This window comes from Burkholderia sp. NLJ2 (assembly GCF_049487195.1).
Classification (GTDB): domain Bacteria; phylum Pseudomonadota; class Gammaproteobacteria; order Burkholderiales; family Burkholderiaceae; genus Burkholderia; species Burkholderia pyrrocinia.
The window spans coordinates 1,530,666-1,546,889 of record NZ_CP137810.1 but is presented as its reverse complement, the minus strand read 5'-3'; the positions used below and the strand labels follow the sequence as shown (position 1 = coordinate 1,546,889).

Sequence of the window (16,224 nt, the reverse complement as noted above, 5' to 3'; positions counted from 1 at the left end):
TGCGGGGCGGCCCGGCGCCTTTTTTTCGGGGGGGTGGCGTTGACGCCGGTGGCGTCAGGCGTGTTCCACGAACGCGTAGCGGCCTTCGACTTTGCGCGGCGTGAACCAGCCGTAGTCGGGGAACAGTCGGTTGCGCACGAACCAGACGTAGCCCACCAGCACCAGCGTGACCGCGAGGCCCGGCAGCGCGGTCGACGGATCGCGTCCGAGCTCGGCGATGGTCTTCGGCAACTGCAGCAGCGACAGCAGGATGAACGCGTGGTACGCGCCGACGCGATGGGTCGCGAAGCCCCAGATGAACAGCAGCGACAGCGGCACGGTCAGCGCGAGGAACACCACGACGAGGCCATTGCCGAGCGTGCCCGACACGCCAAGGTCGCCGGCGGCGGAGAAGTAATACGCGAGCATGAGGCTGATCGCCAGCTGGAGGGTGCCGAGTGCGATCAGGATCCAGGTGTGCACCTTGTTCTTGCGACAGCGTTCCGGATCGGGGCGCGACGCGATCAGGCTTGCGATCGCGCGATCCTTGAGCCCCTGCCCGGACAGCTCGGCCAGCACGTCGGCCTTCCTCGTTCCCGCGGACAGCAGCACCGCGATTCTCGTTTTGGCTTCCTTCCTGTTCATTGCGTGGCGGATTGTCATTCGATGGTTGTCAAAGGTTCCGGCCACGCGAATATTGCATCTTGCGCGGTGGTGCGCAACGGTTTTGCAGCGCGCGGACACATTCCTACAACTGCCGCCGACGTCGCGGAAACGCGGGAGATCGATCGGCCTGCGTTTCTTCAACAACGCGATCAGCGCGAGTTCGGATCAGTCGGCGGCGGTTTGCGCCGGCGGCGCGGGACTGGCTGGCTGTATCGGTTTCGCCGGCTGCGCATCGCGTGCGCGCGCGGGCGGTTCGCGCCGCCGCGTCGCGCCGACGAGCATGCCTGCGACGACGAGCGCGATGCCGGCGACACGCGTGCCGGTCAGCGTCTCGCCGAACAGTGCGATCGCGAACAGCACGGCCGAGACCGGCGCGACCGCCGTGAATAGCGCGGCCTCGGTGCCGCTCGTGCGCGCGGAGCCCGCATACCAGCACAGGTAGCCGAGCACGGTCGGCACCAGCGCGTAGTAGGCGATCGCCGACACGGCGCCGACGGTCCAGCCGTTTGCCACCGCGCGCCATTCGAACGCGGCCGGTACGAGGGCGAGCACGAAGCCGAGGCCCGACATCGCGGTGGACAGCGCGAGGGGCGGAAACGGTGCGGCAAGCCGCCGGTTGAGCAGGATGAAGACGGCTTCGCACGCGACGGCAGCCAGCACCAGCGCATCGCCGGCGAGCGTCTGGAGTGATGGCATCGTCTGGCCGGGCGCGAACGTGCCGAACAGCACGCCGGCCGTGGCGAGCGCGGCGGCCACCCAGTCGCGCGGCGTCTGCCGCTCGCGCAGCACGACGGCTGCGATCAGCGTCGACATCGCCGGCAGCGTGCCGAGCATCACGCCCGCATCGAGCGGCGACGACAGCTTCGTGCCGCTGATCAGCAGCACCGTATAACCGACGCCGCCCGCTGCGGCCTGGATGACGAGCAGCACGGCGTCGCGCGCGGAAATGCGCGGCCAGCGCATTCGCTGCGCGCGCATCAGCGCGAACAGCAGCGGTGTCGCGATCAGGAAGCGCAGCGTCGTGGCCGCGAACGGCGGCAGGCCGCCGGCCGCGAGACGGCTCGCGATGACGGTGCTGCCGACGCCCGCCATCGCGGCGGCGAGGTAGAGATAACCAATCAGTCGTGTCTTCATGCGCCGCATCGTCGCGTACGGCGGCGGTGTGCGTCTTGAACGAAATTGCAGCGGGCGCGTGGGGTGGCGAGTGCGGTGCGCGGGGCCTGGCGTGCCTGCAACGGTGGCATCGGCGCTGCAGTCGCAATCGCAGTCGCAATCGCAATCGCAATCGCAATCGCAATCGCAGTCGCAATCGCAATAGCAGCCGCAATAGCAGCGGCAATAGCAGTCGCAGCCGCAATCGCAATCGCAATCGCAGCCGCAGCGCCAGTCGCCGCTGTCGACGCTGGAATCGCCTTCGATCGCGTTGCGCGGGTCCGACGGCGACGTCAACCGGCCTGCGTAAACCGCCCCGGCGTGATCCCGAACTGGCGCGCGAAGGCACGTGTCAGGTGGCTCTGATCGGCAAAGCCGGCTTCGGCCGCGGCATCCGCGATCGGCAGGCCGCCGGCGAGCAGCGCGCGCGCCAGCCGCGCGCGCGACTGGATCAGGTAGGCGTGCGGCGTGATACCGAGTTCGCGCGCAAACCCGCGCAACAACTGGAAGCGGCTCACGCCGCTCAGGTCGGCCAGTTCGGCGAGCGAAACGGGCGCGGCCGGCGCCGCGTCGAGCCGTTCGCGGGCGACACGGATCGCCGGCGCGACGCCGGCCGCCGGCAGCGTGCGGTTCGCGTGCCGGGCGAGCAACCCGGCGACGAGCATCACGAGCGCTTCGTCGCGGGCCAGCGGCTGGGTTTCCCCGGCGACGATGCGCGCATGCAACCGGCCGACGGCGGCCGTAAGCCGCACATCGCGCACCGCCGGATGCGCAAGCTCGACGCCGCCGAGGCCTTCTTCCGCCGCGACGCCCGCGACCAGCGCGGGCGCGAGATACAGCATCCGCCAGCGCCGGCCCGTGCCGGCATCGATCGGCGAGCCGTCGTGCATTTCGCCCGGGTTGACCATGATCGCGTCGCCCGCCAGCGCGTCGACCTGCCCGCGGCCGCTCCACGACCGGTGCGCACCGCTGACGATCACGCCGACTCCGAATTCGTCATGCGCGTGGCGCGGAAACGCGCGGTCGGATTCGAGGCTGATCGCCTCGATGCCTTCGCCGGTCCGTCGGTAGTGGGTGACACGGTGCATGTGCGCTCCTCGCGCCGGGCGCGGCGCGGATGACGTGCACTTTAGCGCGTTCCGGCGCCGCGCGCCCTTCATCCTTTTGGCCGATACCGCGCGGCGCGCGCAGCCCGCACCATGTGCACATCGGCAGCGTACACGGCCCGCCGGGCCTGAGGCTGCGCGGGAGACGGCAGGTGGAACGACAGGATCCGGTATTCATTCAGGTTGGCGCGCTCGCGGACGGCTTCGCGCCGGAAGCGAACATCCTCGCGCCCGTCGACGCGCTCGCCGGGCGTACGCTGGCGCTCGGCGATGCATCGGGCGCATGGCGCGTCTATACGTTCGAGCCCGGTGCGCTGCAGTGGCGCGATGCGGCGACCGACGCGAGCGGCCGCGAGCCGTGCCGCGTGACGCGGCTGCGCAACGGGCTGTACTTCGTCGACTACATCGACACGGCCGCCCGCGCGACGTCGGTCAGTCTCGTGATCGATCTCGACAGCGGCGTGTGGACGTCGGTCGTCGGCACGCTGCCGACCGAAGCCGACACGCGCATCGACGCGTTCACGCGCGTCGCGCGCGGGCTGCCGCTGACGGCCGTCCACGCGACGTTCCGGCACGGCACGCTCGGCGGTCATGCGCAGCCGGGTCCGCTGCACCGACCGACGCGCGAACTGATCGGCAAGCGGACGATGTACCGCTACAGCCCGACCGAATGCTACGAGCACATCTACCTGAACGAGAACTTCTACGCGTGGCAATGCCTGCAGGGCGTCGAAGGCGGGCTGGCCGACGTCGATCGCTGCCACTACTTCCGGATCGCCGACGAGCTGTATCTGTTCGTGTGGCGCGAAAAGGTGGTGCCGACGCTCGGCGTCGTGCTGATCGACCTCGCGCAGCGCAAGACCGACGGCAAGATCTTCGGTTACCAGGGCGGCGATTTCGGCACGCTGTCGAACTTCCAGGTCGGCGCCCATGCGCAGGTGCTGAACGAAACCGTCCATCCGCTCGGCGGCGAGGCGCAGCAATGAATGCCGTGCCGGGCAGCGGCCGCCTGCGTGCGGATTTCAGCGGGCGCGTCGTGCTCGTCACGGGCGCCGCGCAAGGGATCGGCGCGGCGATCGCGCGCCGTTTCGCGGAATCCGACGCGTTCGTCGCGCTCGCCGACCTGAACGGCGAGGCCGCCGCCGCGCAGGCCGATGCGCTTGCCAGCGCGGGCGGCGATGCGCGCGCGTATCGGGTGGATGCCGCCAGCCGCGACGAACTGGGCGCGCTGGTCGCGGCGGTCGAGCGCGACGGCGGCCGGCTCGATGTCGTCGTCCACAACGCCGCGTATTTTCCGCTGACGCCGTTCGCGCAGATCGACGAGCCGACGCTCCAGCGGACGCTGTCGGTCAACCTGTCGGCGCTGTTCTGGCTCGCGCAGGCCGCGTTGCCGGCATTCGAGCGCGCGGGGGCCGGCCGGCTGCTCGTCACGTCGTCGGTGACGGGGCCACGTGTCGTCTATCCGGGGCTCGCGCATTACGCGGCGTCGAAGGCCGGCGTGAACGGCTTCATTCGCGCGGCGGCACTGGAGCTTGCGCGTCGCAACGTGACGGTCAACGGGGTCGAGCCGGGGATGATCCGTACGCCGGCGGCCGGCAATCTCGGCGACGCGTCGGTCGCGGCGCAGATCGCCCGCGACATTCCGCTCGCGCGGATGGGCGAGCCGGAGGACATCGCGAACGCGATGCTGTTTCTCGCCTCGGCCGACGCGGCGTACATCACGGGGCAGACGATCGTCGTCGATGGCGGCGCGACCTTGCCGGAGAGCGGGGCGGTGCTTGGTGGCGAGTGACGATTGACCGGGTAACGAGTCGCGGAACGGGGCGGTCCCGGCGGCCCGCTGCGAGCTCACGCAGCAGGCTCGGCATGTTCCGTCGGGGGCATCGTCGCGAGCATCAGTCCGGCATCCCGTCATGGTCCCCGAGTGGTCTGGCGGGCCAGTCCACCCAGCGGTCCGCGCGGGTAAGCTCATAGGCCTCGTTCTTCGGGTAGCGGATGCGGTTGTCGTCGCGCGGACGTTCACCGATCACCATCAGCCTGACTTCGTCCTTCGTGTTGTTGATGAAGGTGTGACAGATTCCGGTACCCGCCGGAAACGCGACGGAATCACCTTCGGCAACGGGGTAAAGCACGCCGTCGATCCAGACATCGGGCTTGCCTTCGAGCACATACACAAACTCCTGCTCGGTGCTTTCGGCATGCGGATATGACGTCCGCCGACCCGGCAGAAGCCTCACGTGATGAATGCCGATACGCGTGATGCCGAGTTCGGCGGAAAGCGGTGCGTCCAGCGCCATCGGCTCGGTGTCGCCGCGATAGCAATGCGCTTCCGGTTCTTCGAGCTCGGTCCAGTGCTTGATGAAAGCGGGGCGGGTCATCGGTTGCGCTCCTTTCGGGGGGATGTCGAGGGTAGCGGTTCAGGCGCCGACGTCAGCAATGATTCGCGCCCCATCTCGGCGAATGGACCTCGGCCGATAACATACCAGCCAATACGAAAGGACGGTTGCGCGTTGCGGCTCCCGGGTGGCGGGACGCGCGACCAGGAGGTCGCAGGCGAAGCGAACGGTGGCATCCACGGAATTTCGCGACGAACCTTTTTGCGCTGCGCAAATGCTGTGCGCGACGCGCGTGTGTCGGCCGCCGCGCATCGCCGAGACTACAGCCAGCCGTTGCGGATGAATTCGACGATCGAATAGCGGCGGTTCTCGAGATCGTGCTGCCGGACGGCCTCGACGATGCGCGACACACCATCCGCGTAGGGCGTCGCGCCGTACACGCGCGATTCGAACTGCAGGCTGCACGCGCCGTCGTCGATGCGTATCCGGTGAACTGCGTGGCGCCCGAGCTGGTCGTCGGGAATCGCGAATTCGCTGCGCTGTACGTCCGGGTCGCGTACGGAGCGGATGTCCTCCGGCCGCACGCCGAGCGACTGGCCGATGCCGACGGCCGTGCCGGGGACGGACGTCTTGCCTGCCTGGTGCGACTCCGTCAGGCCGATCTCGCAGTCGTGAAACAGGTGGCCGCTCGTTTCCAGCATGCTCATGAACTTGAGCATCAGGACGTTCGTGTTCGGACACAGCACGACCGGGAAGTCGTGCGATCCGGTTTCGAGGTCGGAGCCGGTAGACAGTTCGACGAGCGGCGACGCAGTGGCTTCGCAGAACGCGATGACGGCGGGGAGTTCGCGGCCGGAACCGGCATGCACGACGATCGAGCGGGCGTCGCTACGTCGGGCGTCGCTACGTTGCTCATCGGTTCGCGCTCCGTCCGGCCAGGACATCACGCGACAGGTTGCCGGGTCGAGCTTGTGTGCGTCGAGCAGCTCGTTAGCCAGCTTGCCGGTTCCAACGACGAGTACTTGCATGGGATTGACGGGTTGAGGTTCAGGATTCGATACGAAATCGGCGCGGGCGTCGGATAGCCCGGCCCGGTCGAGGTGCGCGCCGGGCCGGCCTCGCGCATTATGCCCGGCCGCCCGCATGTGCGCCTGTCGGGCCGCGCAGGGGCAGCCGCGGCGTGTCAGCTTGCCGACGCCGATGTCGACGCCGATGTCGATGCCGATGCAGACGCCGACGCCGACGCCGACGCCGACGCCGACGCCGATGCCGACGCCGATGCCGACGCCGACGCCGATGCCGATGCCGATGCAGACGTCATCGGCAACCAGGCATTCGCGGTGTTCTGCGCGGCCAGCTGCTTTGCGATCGAGCGTGCGAGCCGGTCGGTATCGGACGCCACCGTATCGTGCTTCGCCTCCGACACGCCGTGCAGGCCGGCGCCGACCGCCGCCGACGTCGCGAGGCGGCCGGCCATCGCGCCGACCCCGGCGGTTTCCGCCATGCCGGGCAGGTGGCCGCTGTTCGCGCTGACGGAGAACGTGGTGAGCGGCTGCGGTGTGCCGTGGGCCGGCTGGAACAGCACGGTCACCGATGCGCCCACTTCGCTCTTTCCCGCGCCAAGCCCGATCAGGATGCGGCGGCGGCGATTGCCGGCGTCGATCGTCTCGAACCGGCCCTGGACGATCAGCGCGTCGCGGTCGTTCGGCACCGGGCCGTCGGTGCGCAGCGCGGGAATGCGTTGCGACCGGAGTTCGCGCACGAGCGCGTCGGCGAGTTGCGCGCGGGTCTTCAGCGCGCTCTGCTGGCGCTGCACGTCGGCGGACGAGCCGCTCGCGAGCATCGCGAGCTTGTTGATCATCCCTCCGTCGACCTTCACGTCGGTCGCGGCCACGTCGAACGTGGACACATAGACGACGTCCGCATGAACCTGCGGCAGCGTGCGGGCGACGGGCGCCGAGGACGTGGCCGTGGTCGCGGTCGATGCGCAGCCGGTCATCGCGAGCGCGCCGGCGATCAGCGCGGCACTGGTCAGATGTTTGGCGTGGGCGGTAAGTGCGTGAAGGGAAGTGAACATGTCGATCTCCGTTGCCTGGATGAAGTTGCCGATACTGTCGCAGCATTCAGGAACGCGAACGATCGGAAGCGGGGCGTGGACGCTGGCGGGAGAGCGGTTTCATGCCGTTGCGCAACACGCAGGCGCAAGTATGCGGAGATGGGGCGGTGTACGCCACGCAGGAATTATGTCGGCACATGTCACGGGCCGGCGTGCGCGGCCGTCAAGCAGTCAAGCAGTCGAGCAGTCGAGCAGTCGAACCCTCAGGCCCTCAGGCCCTCAGGCCCCCAAGCCCTCAAGCCCTCAAGCCCTCAAGCCCTCAAGCCCTCAAGCCCTCAAGCCCCCAAGCCCTCAAGCCCCCAAGCCCTCAGGCCCTCAAGCCCTCAAGCCCCCAAGCCCCCAAGCCCCCAAGCCCCCAAGCCCCCAAGCCCCCAAGCCCCCAAGCCCTCAAGCCGACAGCGACGGTCGGCCCGGCACGGACGCATCGAGCGGCAGCGCGACGACGGCCTCCAGCCCGCCGCCATCGCGGTCGCGGAACGTCAGCGACCCGCCGTGCAGGCGGGCGATCCGCTCGACGATCGCGAGGCCGAGGCCGGTGCCGCCGGCGTGGCTGCGCGCGTTCGCGCCGCGGCTGAACGGCGCCTTGAGCCGTTCGAGTTCCGCCGCGCCGATACCGTTGCCGCGATCGCTGACCACCGCGTACGCGATGCCGCGTTCGCTCCACGTGCGCACGCCGAGGCCCGTACGGCCGTAGACGACCGCGTTCTGCATCAGGTTCATCAGCAGCCGCATCAGGCTGATCGGGCGGAACGCGAACGCGGGTACATCCCCTTCGTCGAATTCGAATTCGTGGCCGAGCCCCGCAAAATCCGCGACGAGCTGGCCGATCAGCGCATTCAGGTCGCCGGTTTGCGGCGTTTCGCGCTCGCCGCTGCCCGCGTAGTCCATGAATTGCTGCAGGATCGTATCGATCTGGTCCAGGTAGTGCTCGGCCGATGCGGTGAGCGCGTCGTGCGTGCCGCGCGGCAGCGCCATCGCGATCGCAAGGCGCAGCTTGGTGAGCGGCGTGCGGATGTCGTGCGACACGCCGGCCAGCATCAGCGAACGGGTGGCTTCCGCCTGTTGCAGCGCGTCGGCCATCCGGTTGAACGCGCGGCTCACGTCGGCGATTTCGGTCGGGCCGTCGGTCGGCAGCGGCGGCGGGCGCTCGCCCGCGCTGACGCGCTGCGCCGCGCGCGCCAGCGCGTCGAGCGGCCGGTTCAGGTGGAGCTGGATCAGGTAGCCGGTCAGCGCGGCGAGCAGCGCCAGCCCGACCGACAGCACGAGGGCCGTCGTAATGCCGCTCGCCTGCGCGTCGGCGGCCATCGGCAGCGGCACCCAGACAGGCGAGCCGGCGGCATGCAGCCGGATCCACAGGCGTTCGTCGTCGCCCGACTGCCAGCGCGCCGGGAGGCCGGGCGGCAGGTGGCGTTCGAGCGCCTGCATGAACACGTCGCGCTGCCAGGTGCGGAAGAAGGCGGCCAGGCTCGGCGCATGCGGCGGCGCAGCGGGCGGCGGCGATGCCTGGCCGCCGAACTGCGCGACCATCGTGCGGCCCGCGTCAGGCGGCATGCTGGCCAGCGTGCGGTCGAGCAATTGCACGTAGTCGGAGAAGATGATCGAGGCACGCTCGATGCGCGGGCGCTGCACGTAGTGCAGCAGCACGCCGAGCGAACAGGAAAGCGACAGCGCGACGAGCGCAACCAGCAGCGCGATGTTGCGCGCGAGCAGCGAGCGCGGCAGCGGGACGCGCATCACGGCTCGACACCGGCCACCAGCATGTAGCCGATGCCCCAGACCGTCTTGATGAAGCGCGGCTTGCCGGGATCGTCTTCGACGATCTGGCGCAGCCGCAGGATCTGTACGTCGACGCTGCGGTCGAGCGCGGCGTGGTCGCGGCCGCGCGCGCGGGCAAGCAGGTTCTCGCGGCTCACCGCGCGGTTCGGCGACGAGCCGAGCGCATGCAACAGCAGCATCTGCGCCGAATGGATCTCGACGAGCACGCCGTCGCGCATCAGCGTCTGCTGGCCGACGTCGAACGTGAATGCGCCGAAGCGCAATCGTTGCGACGTCACCGTCGGCTCGCCGGCCGCCATCTTCTGCCGCCGCAGCAGCGCGCGGACGCGGGCCACGAGTTCGTCGGGGAGAAACGGCTTCGCCAGGTAGTCGTCGGCGCCGGTCTCGAGGCCGACGACCTTGTCCGCCGCATCGCCTTTCGCGGTGAGCATCAGGATCGGCAGCGTCTGGCCTTCCGCGCGCAGGCGCCGGCACACGCTCAGGCCGTCTTCGGGCTCCATCATCAGGTCGAGCACCAGCAGGTCGTACGGTTCGCGCTGCAGCAGGCGGTCGAGCCGCTTGCCGTCGGCGACCGCGCGGACCTGGAAGCCGTGGCCGGTCAGGAAGCGCTGCAGCATGTTGCGCAACTCGGCTTCGTCGTCGAGCACGACGATCCTGCAGGACTGTTCCATCGGTTGCCTCCCGGTGCGTTCCGCGCGGCCGGACTTGCGTCCGGGGTCAGCGGGCCGCCATGCGCTGGCGCATGAAACTGGCGACCTGCGCGAGCGTGACGTAGCCGTTGTGCTGCGCGTCGATCTCGTCGAAATGCTGCGCAACCATCGGCATGCCCGCGGCGGCCTGCTCGCGGGTGAGCTTGCCGTCGTGCGTCGTGTTCGCGGTGGCGAAGCGGGTCTGCAACTGCATGAGCGCATGTTCGACGCGTGCACCGCCGTTCGCCGCGCCCGGCGGCACCTGCTGGGCCGACGCTGCTGCTGAGACGATACACAAAACGACGACGGCAATCATCTTCTTGATGGACTTCATTGGGTTTCTCCTTGCGTGGCCGACGGTCTGCGCCGGCCGGGTGGTTGATGAAACTGAAACGGATGGAAAACGAAACGGGGCGATGAATGGATTCGGGCCGATACCGGGTTACGCCCAGTGCGCGGGCACCCAGACGCGGCCGGCCCAGTGGCCGGGCACCCAGACGACGGCGCGCGGCGGATGAGCGACATACACGGCACGCGGTGCGACGTACACCGACCGCGGCAGCGGCGGCGCGAGGTACAGGACCTTCGGCGGCGGCGGTGCGACATAGACGATGCGCGGCGCGGGGGCGATCACGACGGCCTTCGGCGGCGCAACATGCACGACTTTCGGCGGCGGCGTGACGACGACGGCTTTGGGGGGCGCAGGGGTGACGACGACGGCGGCCGGTGCGGGCGGCGGCGGTGCGACGACGACTGTGGCCGGTGGCGGCGCAGGCGCTGCGACCGCGACCGTGGCGGCGGTCGGCGGGGGAGCCGTCACGACCATCGCGGCCGGCGGGGGCGGCGCGACGGGCACCGGCACTGGCACCGGCAGCGGAACCGGAACCGGAACCGTCCCCCCGGCCACGACAATCGTGCCGCCTGCCGCCGTACTGCCGTGAATCACCGCCGTGCCGCCGGTCGATACCGTGCCGCCGTGCACGATCGTCGAGCCGCCCGACGTCGTCACGATGCCCGGCGCCACGCGCGTCGCGCTGCCGGCATGCGTCACGCTCCCGCCGTCCGTGCCCGTCACGGTGCCCGAGCGCGAGCAGGTCGCGCCCGCGCAATTCGTCGACGCCGTGTGGCTGGCCGTGTTGCCGCCCGATCCCGTGATCGTGCCGCTCGACGAGTACTGGCCCGGGCCGTTGCGCGTCACGCTGCCCGACGTCGATGCGCTGCGGCCGTCCGAACCCGTCAGCGAACCGGCATGCGAGCAGGTGCCATCCGCGCAGCTCGTGTCGCCGCTGTGTTCGACCGAGCGCCCGTTGGGGCCGACGGCGGTGCCGCTGTTCGAGAACTGGCCCGGCGCGGTGCGCGTCACGGTGCCGGTATTGGTCGCGATGCCGCCGCCCGGGCCGATCACGCCGCCCGCATGCGAGCAACTGCCGCCGCCGCATGAGCCGGCGTGTGCGCCGCTGTAGGCGCCGTGCGGCGTGTAGGCGGTGCCGTGGCCGGTCCAGCCGGCGAAGGCCGGCGCGCTGGCGAGCGTGACGAGTGCGGCGGCGGAGAAGAGGAAGCGGGATTTCATCGGGTGTCCTTGCGATTCGTTTCGGTGCACGCAGTGGCGTGGCGACGGGACGAACTTTAGGACGGCGACGCGCGCCAGTCGCGTCATAAAAGATGTCGCGGTGTTACATGTGACGTGCCTTTTTTCGGTACGACGAATGCCTGAATCGGAAGCGTCGATCGCCGGCGAGCCATGTCAGGCACGGCTGACGGCGATGCGGCTGCGTGCGGGTGGCAGGCGGCCGCATCGGTCAACGCGTGTCGTGCGCAGTCCAAACAGGTGTTGCGTTGACATGCGGCGACATATTTGCCGGCCAATTCACGGATGTGCGGCGCATATCGAACGCCGACGATGCGGCACGTACAACCGGAGCCCGCGCCACCTCAACGTGCAGCCGTAGCCATATACCGCCCGATGAATGGCCTCGCGATCGGAAGCCTCCGTGTTCATGTGTCGCGCACTGTCGATCGGCCCCGCCACGACATACGGCGACACATTTCGCGCCCGACATGTTCACGCCGGGTCATCAACCGTCGAACCTCCAATCCACAAGCGCCCGTGACCGCCGCCCGAGCGCATTTCGCCACGACATACGGCGACACATTTCGCGCCCGACTTGTTCACGCCGGGCCATCAACCGTCGAACCTCCAATCCACAAGCGCCCGCAACCGCCACCCGTCGCCCGAACGCATTTCACCGCGACATACGGCGACACATTTGATGCGTGGTCTTTCCATTCCGCGCCCACTACAGTGCGTTCCATTCGACGCGACGGCAGCACATGCCGCACATGACGCGTCCGACTCAACCGAAGGAAAGACCCATCATGCTCACGACCACCGGAAAGCTCGCGTACTTCGTCACACTCTTCATCGTCGCCGTTTCGCTCGTCGAGGCGGCCGTGCTCACCTGGCGCCGCAGCCGCCAGCCCGAACCGTTCGACTGGAACGAGGTCTGGCTGTCGCTCGCCGATCTCGCGGGCCGCAAGCTGCTCGCGCTGGTGCCGCTGTCGCTCGCCACGCCGGTGTTCGATTTCGCATGGGCGCACCGGCTCTTCACGATCCCGCTCCACAGCGTCGCGCTCGCGCTGCTCGTGTTCATCGGCCAGGAGTTCTGCTACTACTGGTATCACCGCGCGTCGCACCGCGTGCGCTTCTTCTGGTCGACCCACGCGGTGCACCATTCGCCGAACCAGTTGACGCTGTCGTCTGCATTCCGTCTCGGCTGGACCGGCAAGATCGCCGGCGCCGCGATGTTCTTCACGCCGCTCGTGTGGCTCGGCGTGCGTCCGGAAGCCGTGCTCGCGATCCTGTCGTTCAACCTGATGTACCAGTTCTGGCTGCACAACACGTGGATGCCGAAGCTCGGCTGGCTCGAATACGTGTTCAACACGCCGTCCGCGCATCGCGTGCACCATGCGTCGAATCTCGACTACCTCGATGCGAACTACGGCGGCGTGCTGATCGTGTTCGACCGGCTGTTCGGCACCTACGTCGCCGAGCGCGCCGACGAGCCGTGCCGCTACGGCCTCGTCACGCCGACCCGCTCGCGCAATCCGTTCGTCGTCGAGCTCGAGCACTGGGCGAGCCTCGCCCGCGACGTCGCGACGGCCCGCGACGTGTGGACCGCGATCCGTTTCGTGATGCTGCCGCCGGGCTGGCGTCCGGGCAACCAGGGCGAAACGACGGAGGAACTGCGCCGCCGCAGCCTCGGCGCCACGCGCACGCAGGCGTGAACGGCGCTACGCTGTCGAAACGCCGGCCGCGCACGCCCGTGCCGCGGCCGGCATGCCCCATGCATCACGCATAAACCACCCATCTTCGATCCAGGAGAGCACATCGATGGAACACGACCTGAAAGGCAAGGCAGTCGCGATCACCGGCGGATTCGGTCATCTGGGCGTCGCGACGGCCGCGTGGCTGGGCGAGCGCGGCGCACGCGTCGCGCTGATCGGCCGCGGCGCGGCGCCGGCTGCGCAGACGCTGCCCGGCGTGCCGGCCGACGCGCTGCGCATCGGCGGCATCGACCTCGTCGACCCGCAGGCCGCCGCACGCGCGCTCGAATCGGTGCACCGCGAATTCGGCCGGGTCGACGCGCTGCTGAACATCGCCGGTGCATTCGTATGGCAGACGATCGCCGATGGCGACGCTGCCACGTGGGACCGCATGTACGAACTGAACGTGAAGACCGCGCTGAACGCGTCGAAGGCCGCGCTGCCTTACCTGCTCGCGAGCCCGGCCGGCCGTGTCGTCAACATCGGCGCGGGCGCGGCGTTCAAGGCCGGCGCGGGCATGGGCGCTTATGCGGCCGCGAAGGCCGGCGTCGCTCGGCTCACCGAGGCGCTGGCGGCCGAACTGCTCGACCGAGGCGTGACGGTGAACGCGATCCTGCCGAGCATCATCGATACGCCGCCGAACCGCGCGGACATGCCCGACGCGGATTTCACGCGCTGGGTCCGGCCGGAACAGATCGCGGCGACGATCGGTTTCCTGCTGTCGGCCGACGCGCAGGCGATCACCGGCGCATCGATTCCGGTGAACGGCCGCGTGGCGTAGCGCGCCCGGGCGGGGCTCGCCGCATCGCGGCTCGCGCCGCGGCCGGCCGTGCGTACAATGTCGCACCGGAAACGCGCGAGCCCAGCCTGAGACCATGAATCAGCCCAATATCCTGATCGTCGAAGATGAAATGGCGATCGCGGACACGATCGTCTATGCCCTCGGCACGGACGGCATGCAGACCGTCCACTGCACGCTCGGGCAGGCGGCGCTCGACCATCTGCGCGACGCGCGCGTCGACCTGGTCGTGCTCGACGTCGGCCTGCCGGACCTCAGCGGCTTCGAAGTGTGCCGGCGGCTGCGCACGTTCACCGACGTGCCGGTGATCTTCCTGACCGCGCGGCACGACGAAATCGACCGGATCGTCGGGCTCGAAATCGGCGCCGACGACTACGTGGTCAAGCCGTTTTCGCCGCGCGAGCTGGCCGCGCGGGTGCGCGTGATCCTGCGGCGCTTCTACCGGACGGCCACGCCGCAACCGACACCCGCGTCCGCGCCGGCAGAGGCGCAGGCCGCGACCACCGCGCCGGGCTTCGTGCTCGACACCGACGGCGCGCGCGTGTCGTGGCTCGGCCACGCGCTGGACCTCACGCGCTACGAATTCGGCCTGCTGGCGCTGCTTGTCCGGCATCCGGGGCGCATCTATTCGCGCGAGCAACTGATGGATCTCGTGTGGCACGAGGCGCTCGATTCGGCCGACCGCACGGTCGACACGCACATCAAGACGCTGCGCGCGAAACTGCGTGCGATCGATCCCGAGCGCGACCCGATCCGCACGCATCGCGGAATGGGTTATTCGCTGCAACCGTAACGACCGGCACCGCCATGCATATCGGCCTGCGCATCTTCTTCGGTTTTTTCCTGATCGTCGGTCTCGCCGCGCTGATCACGCTGCGCGTGTTCGTGCAGGAAGTGAAACCCGGCGTGCGCGAGGCGATGGAGGACACGCTCGTCGACACCGCGCAGGTGCTGGCGACGCTGGCCGCCGACGACATGGCGAACGGGCATATCGCCGACGGCGCCTTCGCGCGGCAGCTCGAAAAACTGCACGAGAGCCCGGTCAGCGCGAACGTGTGGGGCATGCACAAGAACACGATCAGCTACCGCATCTACATCACCGACGCGCACGGCATCGTGCGCTACGACTCGGCCGGCGGCGCGGTCGGGCAGGACTATTCGCGCTGGAACGACGTGTACCGGACGCTGCGCGGCGAATACGGCGCACGCAGCACGCGCGCCGACCCGAACGACGAGAGCAGCACCGTGATGCACGTCGCTGCCCCGATCCGGCGCGGGAACGAGATCATCGGCGTGCTGACGATCGCGAAGCCGAACCAGACGGTTGCGCCGTTCATCGCGCGCAGCCAGCGCAAGATCATGCTGTACGGCGCGTTGCTGATGGGCGGCGCGATCCTGATCGGCGCCGCCTGTACGTGGTGGCTGGTGCTCGGGCTGCGGCGCCTGCAACGTTATGCGCGAGCGATCGCGGCCGGCGAGCGCGCGGCGATGCCGCTGCAGGGCGCGAACGAGCTGGCCGAGCTCGGGCGCGCGGTGGAAAGCATGCACCAGCGCCTCGAGGACCGGCAGTACGTCGAAACCTACATCCACACGCTCACGCACGAGATGAAAAGCCCGCTGGCCGCGATCAGCGGCGCCGCGGAACTGCTGCAGGAAGAGATGCCGGTCGCGAACCGCCGGCGCTTTACCGAGAATATCCGCCGCCAGGCCGGCCGCCTCGAACAGATGATCCGCAAGCTGCTCGCGCTGGCCGAAGTCGAGCAGAAGCAGCGCCTGTCGGTGCGCGAACCGGTCGCGCTGCTGCCGGTGCTCGAACAGCTTGTCGAGGATATCGAGCCGCGTGCGCGCCAGCGCGGCGTGAGCCTGCGGATCGACGCGAACGACGCGAACGACGCGGCCGCTCCGGCCATCGTCGAAGGCGATCCGTTCCTGCTGCGCCAGGCGCTCGGCAACCTGCTCGACAACGCGCTGGATTTCGCGCCGCAGGGCAGCACGATCCGGATCGCGCTCGAACGGCAGCCGGCGGGCAGGGCGCACGTCGCGGTCGTGCGTGTCGCCGACGACGGCCCCGGCGTGCCCGACTACGCGCTGTCGCGCGTGTTCGAACGCTTCTATTCGCTGCCGCGCCCCGACGGGCAGGATCGCAGCACGGGCCTCGGGCTGTGTTTCGTCCGCGAAGTCGCGATGCTGCACCGCGGCCAGGTCGCGCTCGCGAACCGCGACGAAGGCGGCGCGTGCGCGACGCTCACGCTGCCGTCGGCTGGCTGAACGCGCTTCACGT

Annotated in this window: 16 protein-coding genes; 6 read left to right on the top strand and 10 right to left on the bottom strand. The window is 69.3% G+C overall.

What is annotated here, in order from left to right; genetic code table 11:
- Positions 1 to 54: 54 nt before the first annotated feature.
- From R9B84_RS29265 to R9B84_RS29255, 3 genes are all read right to left on the bottom strand, one after another.
- Positions 55 to 624 carry a permease gene (locus R9B84_RS29265; RefSeq protein WP_423763436.1) on the bottom strand — a complete coding sequence of 190 codons (570 nt, stop codon included), beginning with the start codon at positions 622 to 624 and terminating at the stop codon, positions 55 to 57.
- A 186-nt stretch (positions 625 to 810) separates the two neighbouring features.
- Positions 811 to 1,779 (bottom strand): DMT family transporter, encoded by a 969-nt coding sequence (locus R9B84_RS29260; protein WP_423763435.1) that lies wholly within the window; start codon positions 1,777 to 1,779, stop codon positions 811 to 813.
- Between the two features lie 311 nt (positions 1,780 to 2,090).
- Positions 2,091 to 2,885 (bottom strand): helix-turn-helix domain-containing protein, encoded by a 795-nt coding sequence (locus R9B84_RS29255; RefSeq protein ID WP_423763434.1) that lies wholly within the window; start codon positions 2,883 to 2,885, stop codon positions 2,091 to 2,093.
- A 170-nt stretch (positions 2,886 to 3,055) separates the two neighbouring features.
- On the opposite strand from R9B84_RS29255, the gene R9B84_RS29250 reads away from it, so the two are divergent.
- Both R9B84_RS29250 and R9B84_RS29245 read left to right on the top strand, forming a co-directional pair.
- Positions 3,056 to 3,889, top strand: a complete 834-nt coding sequence (locus R9B84_RS29250) for a molybdenum cofactor biosynthesis F family protein (RefSeq protein WP_423763433.1) — start codon at positions 3,056 to 3,058, stop codon at positions 3,887 to 3,889.
- Positions 3,886 to 4,695 carry an SDR family oxidoreductase gene (locus R9B84_RS29245; protein WP_423763432.1) on the top strand — a complete coding sequence of 270 codons (810 nt, stop codon included), beginning with the start codon at positions 3,886 to 3,888 and terminating at the stop codon, positions 4,693 to 4,695. Before R9B84_RS29250 ends, R9B84_RS29245 begins: the two co-directional genes overlap by 4 nt.
- Positions 4,696 to 4,798: 103 nt before the next feature.
- Here the strand turns inward: R9B84_RS29245 and R9B84_RS29240 are convergent, their stop codons facing one another.
- The 7 genes from R9B84_RS29240 to R9B84_RS29210 all read right to left on the bottom strand — a co-directional run bounded on the left by R9B84_RS29240 (position 4,799) and on the right by R9B84_RS29210 (position 11,390).
- Positions 4,799 to 5,281: a cupin domain-containing protein gene (locus R9B84_RS29240; RefSeq protein WP_423763431.1), complete on the bottom strand. Its 483-nt coding sequence runs from the start codon at positions 5,279 to 5,281 to the stop codon at positions 4,799 to 4,801.
- Positions 5,282 to 5,559: 278 nt separating this feature from the next.
- The gene (locus tag R9B84_RS29235; protein ID WP_423763430.1) at positions 5,560 to 6,267 is read right to left on the bottom strand and encodes a dihydrodipicolinate reductase; all 708 of its coding nucleotides are present in this window, start codon (positions 6,265 to 6,267) and stop codon (positions 5,560 to 5,562) included.
- Between the two features lie 155 nt (positions 6,268 to 6,422).
- On the bottom strand, positions 6,423 to 7,316 hold the full coding sequence (locus R9B84_RS29230; RefSeq protein WP_423763429.1) for a DUF4410 domain-containing protein: 894 nt from the start codon (positions 7,314 to 7,316) through the stop codon (positions 6,423 to 6,425).
- Positions 7,317 to 7,742: 426 nt separating this feature from the next.
- Complete coding sequence (locus R9B84_RS29225; RefSeq protein ID WP_423763428.1) at positions 7,743 to 9,089, bottom strand: ATP-binding protein; 1,347 nt, start codon at positions 9,087 to 9,089, stop codon at positions 7,743 to 7,745.
- Positions 9,089 to 9,802 carry a response regulator gene (locus tag R9B84_RS29220; protein ID WP_423763427.1) on the bottom strand — a complete coding sequence of 238 codons (714 nt, stop codon included), beginning with the start codon at positions 9,800 to 9,802 and terminating at the stop codon, positions 9,089 to 9,091. The genes R9B84_RS29225 and R9B84_RS29220 overlap by 1 nt, the downstream gene beginning before the upstream one ends.
- Before the next feature lie 46 nt (positions 9,803 to 9,848).
- Complete coding sequence (locus R9B84_RS29215; RefSeq protein ID WP_423763426.1) at positions 9,849 to 10,154, bottom strand: EF-hand domain-containing protein; 306 nt, start codon at positions 10,152 to 10,154, stop codon at positions 9,849 to 9,851.
- A gap of 108 nt (positions 10,155 to 10,262) precedes the next feature.
- Entirely contained in the window at positions 10,263 to 11,390 is a 1,128-nt protein-coding gene (locus R9B84_RS29210; RefSeq protein ID WP_423763425.1) for a hypothetical protein, read from the bottom strand.
- Between the two features lie 806 nt (positions 11,391 to 12,196).
- Here R9B84_RS29210 and R9B84_RS29205 point away from each other — a divergent pair.
- The 4 genes from R9B84_RS29205 to creC all read left to right on the top strand — a co-directional run bounded on the left by R9B84_RS29205 (position 12,197) and on the right by creC (position 16,211).
- Positions 12,197 to 13,105 carry a sterol desaturase family protein gene (locus R9B84_RS29205; RefSeq protein ID WP_262545334.1) on the top strand — a complete coding sequence of 303 codons (909 nt, stop codon included), beginning with the start codon at positions 12,197 to 12,199 and terminating at the stop codon, positions 13,103 to 13,105.
- A gap of 106 nt (positions 13,106 to 13,211) precedes the next feature.
- On the top strand, positions 13,212 to 13,925 hold the full coding sequence (locus R9B84_RS29200; protein ID WP_423763424.1) for an SDR family NAD(P)-dependent oxidoreductase: 714 nt from the start codon (positions 13,212 to 13,214) through the stop codon (positions 13,923 to 13,925).
- A 94-nt stretch (positions 13,926 to 14,019) separates the two neighbouring features.
- On the top strand, positions 14,020 to 14,736 hold the full coding sequence (gene creB / locus R9B84_RS29195) for a two-component system response regulator CreB (RefSeq protein WP_423763423.1): 717 nt from the start codon (positions 14,020 to 14,022) through the stop codon (positions 14,734 to 14,736).
- A gap of 14 nt (positions 14,737 to 14,750) precedes the next feature.
- Positions 14,751 to 16,211 carry a two-component system sensor histidine kinase CreC gene (gene creC / locus R9B84_RS29190; protein WP_423763422.1) on the top strand — a complete coding sequence of 487 codons (1,461 nt, stop codon included), beginning with the start codon at positions 14,751 to 14,753 and terminating at the stop codon, positions 16,209 to 16,211.
- Positions 16,212 to 16,224: the final 13 nt, after the last annotated feature.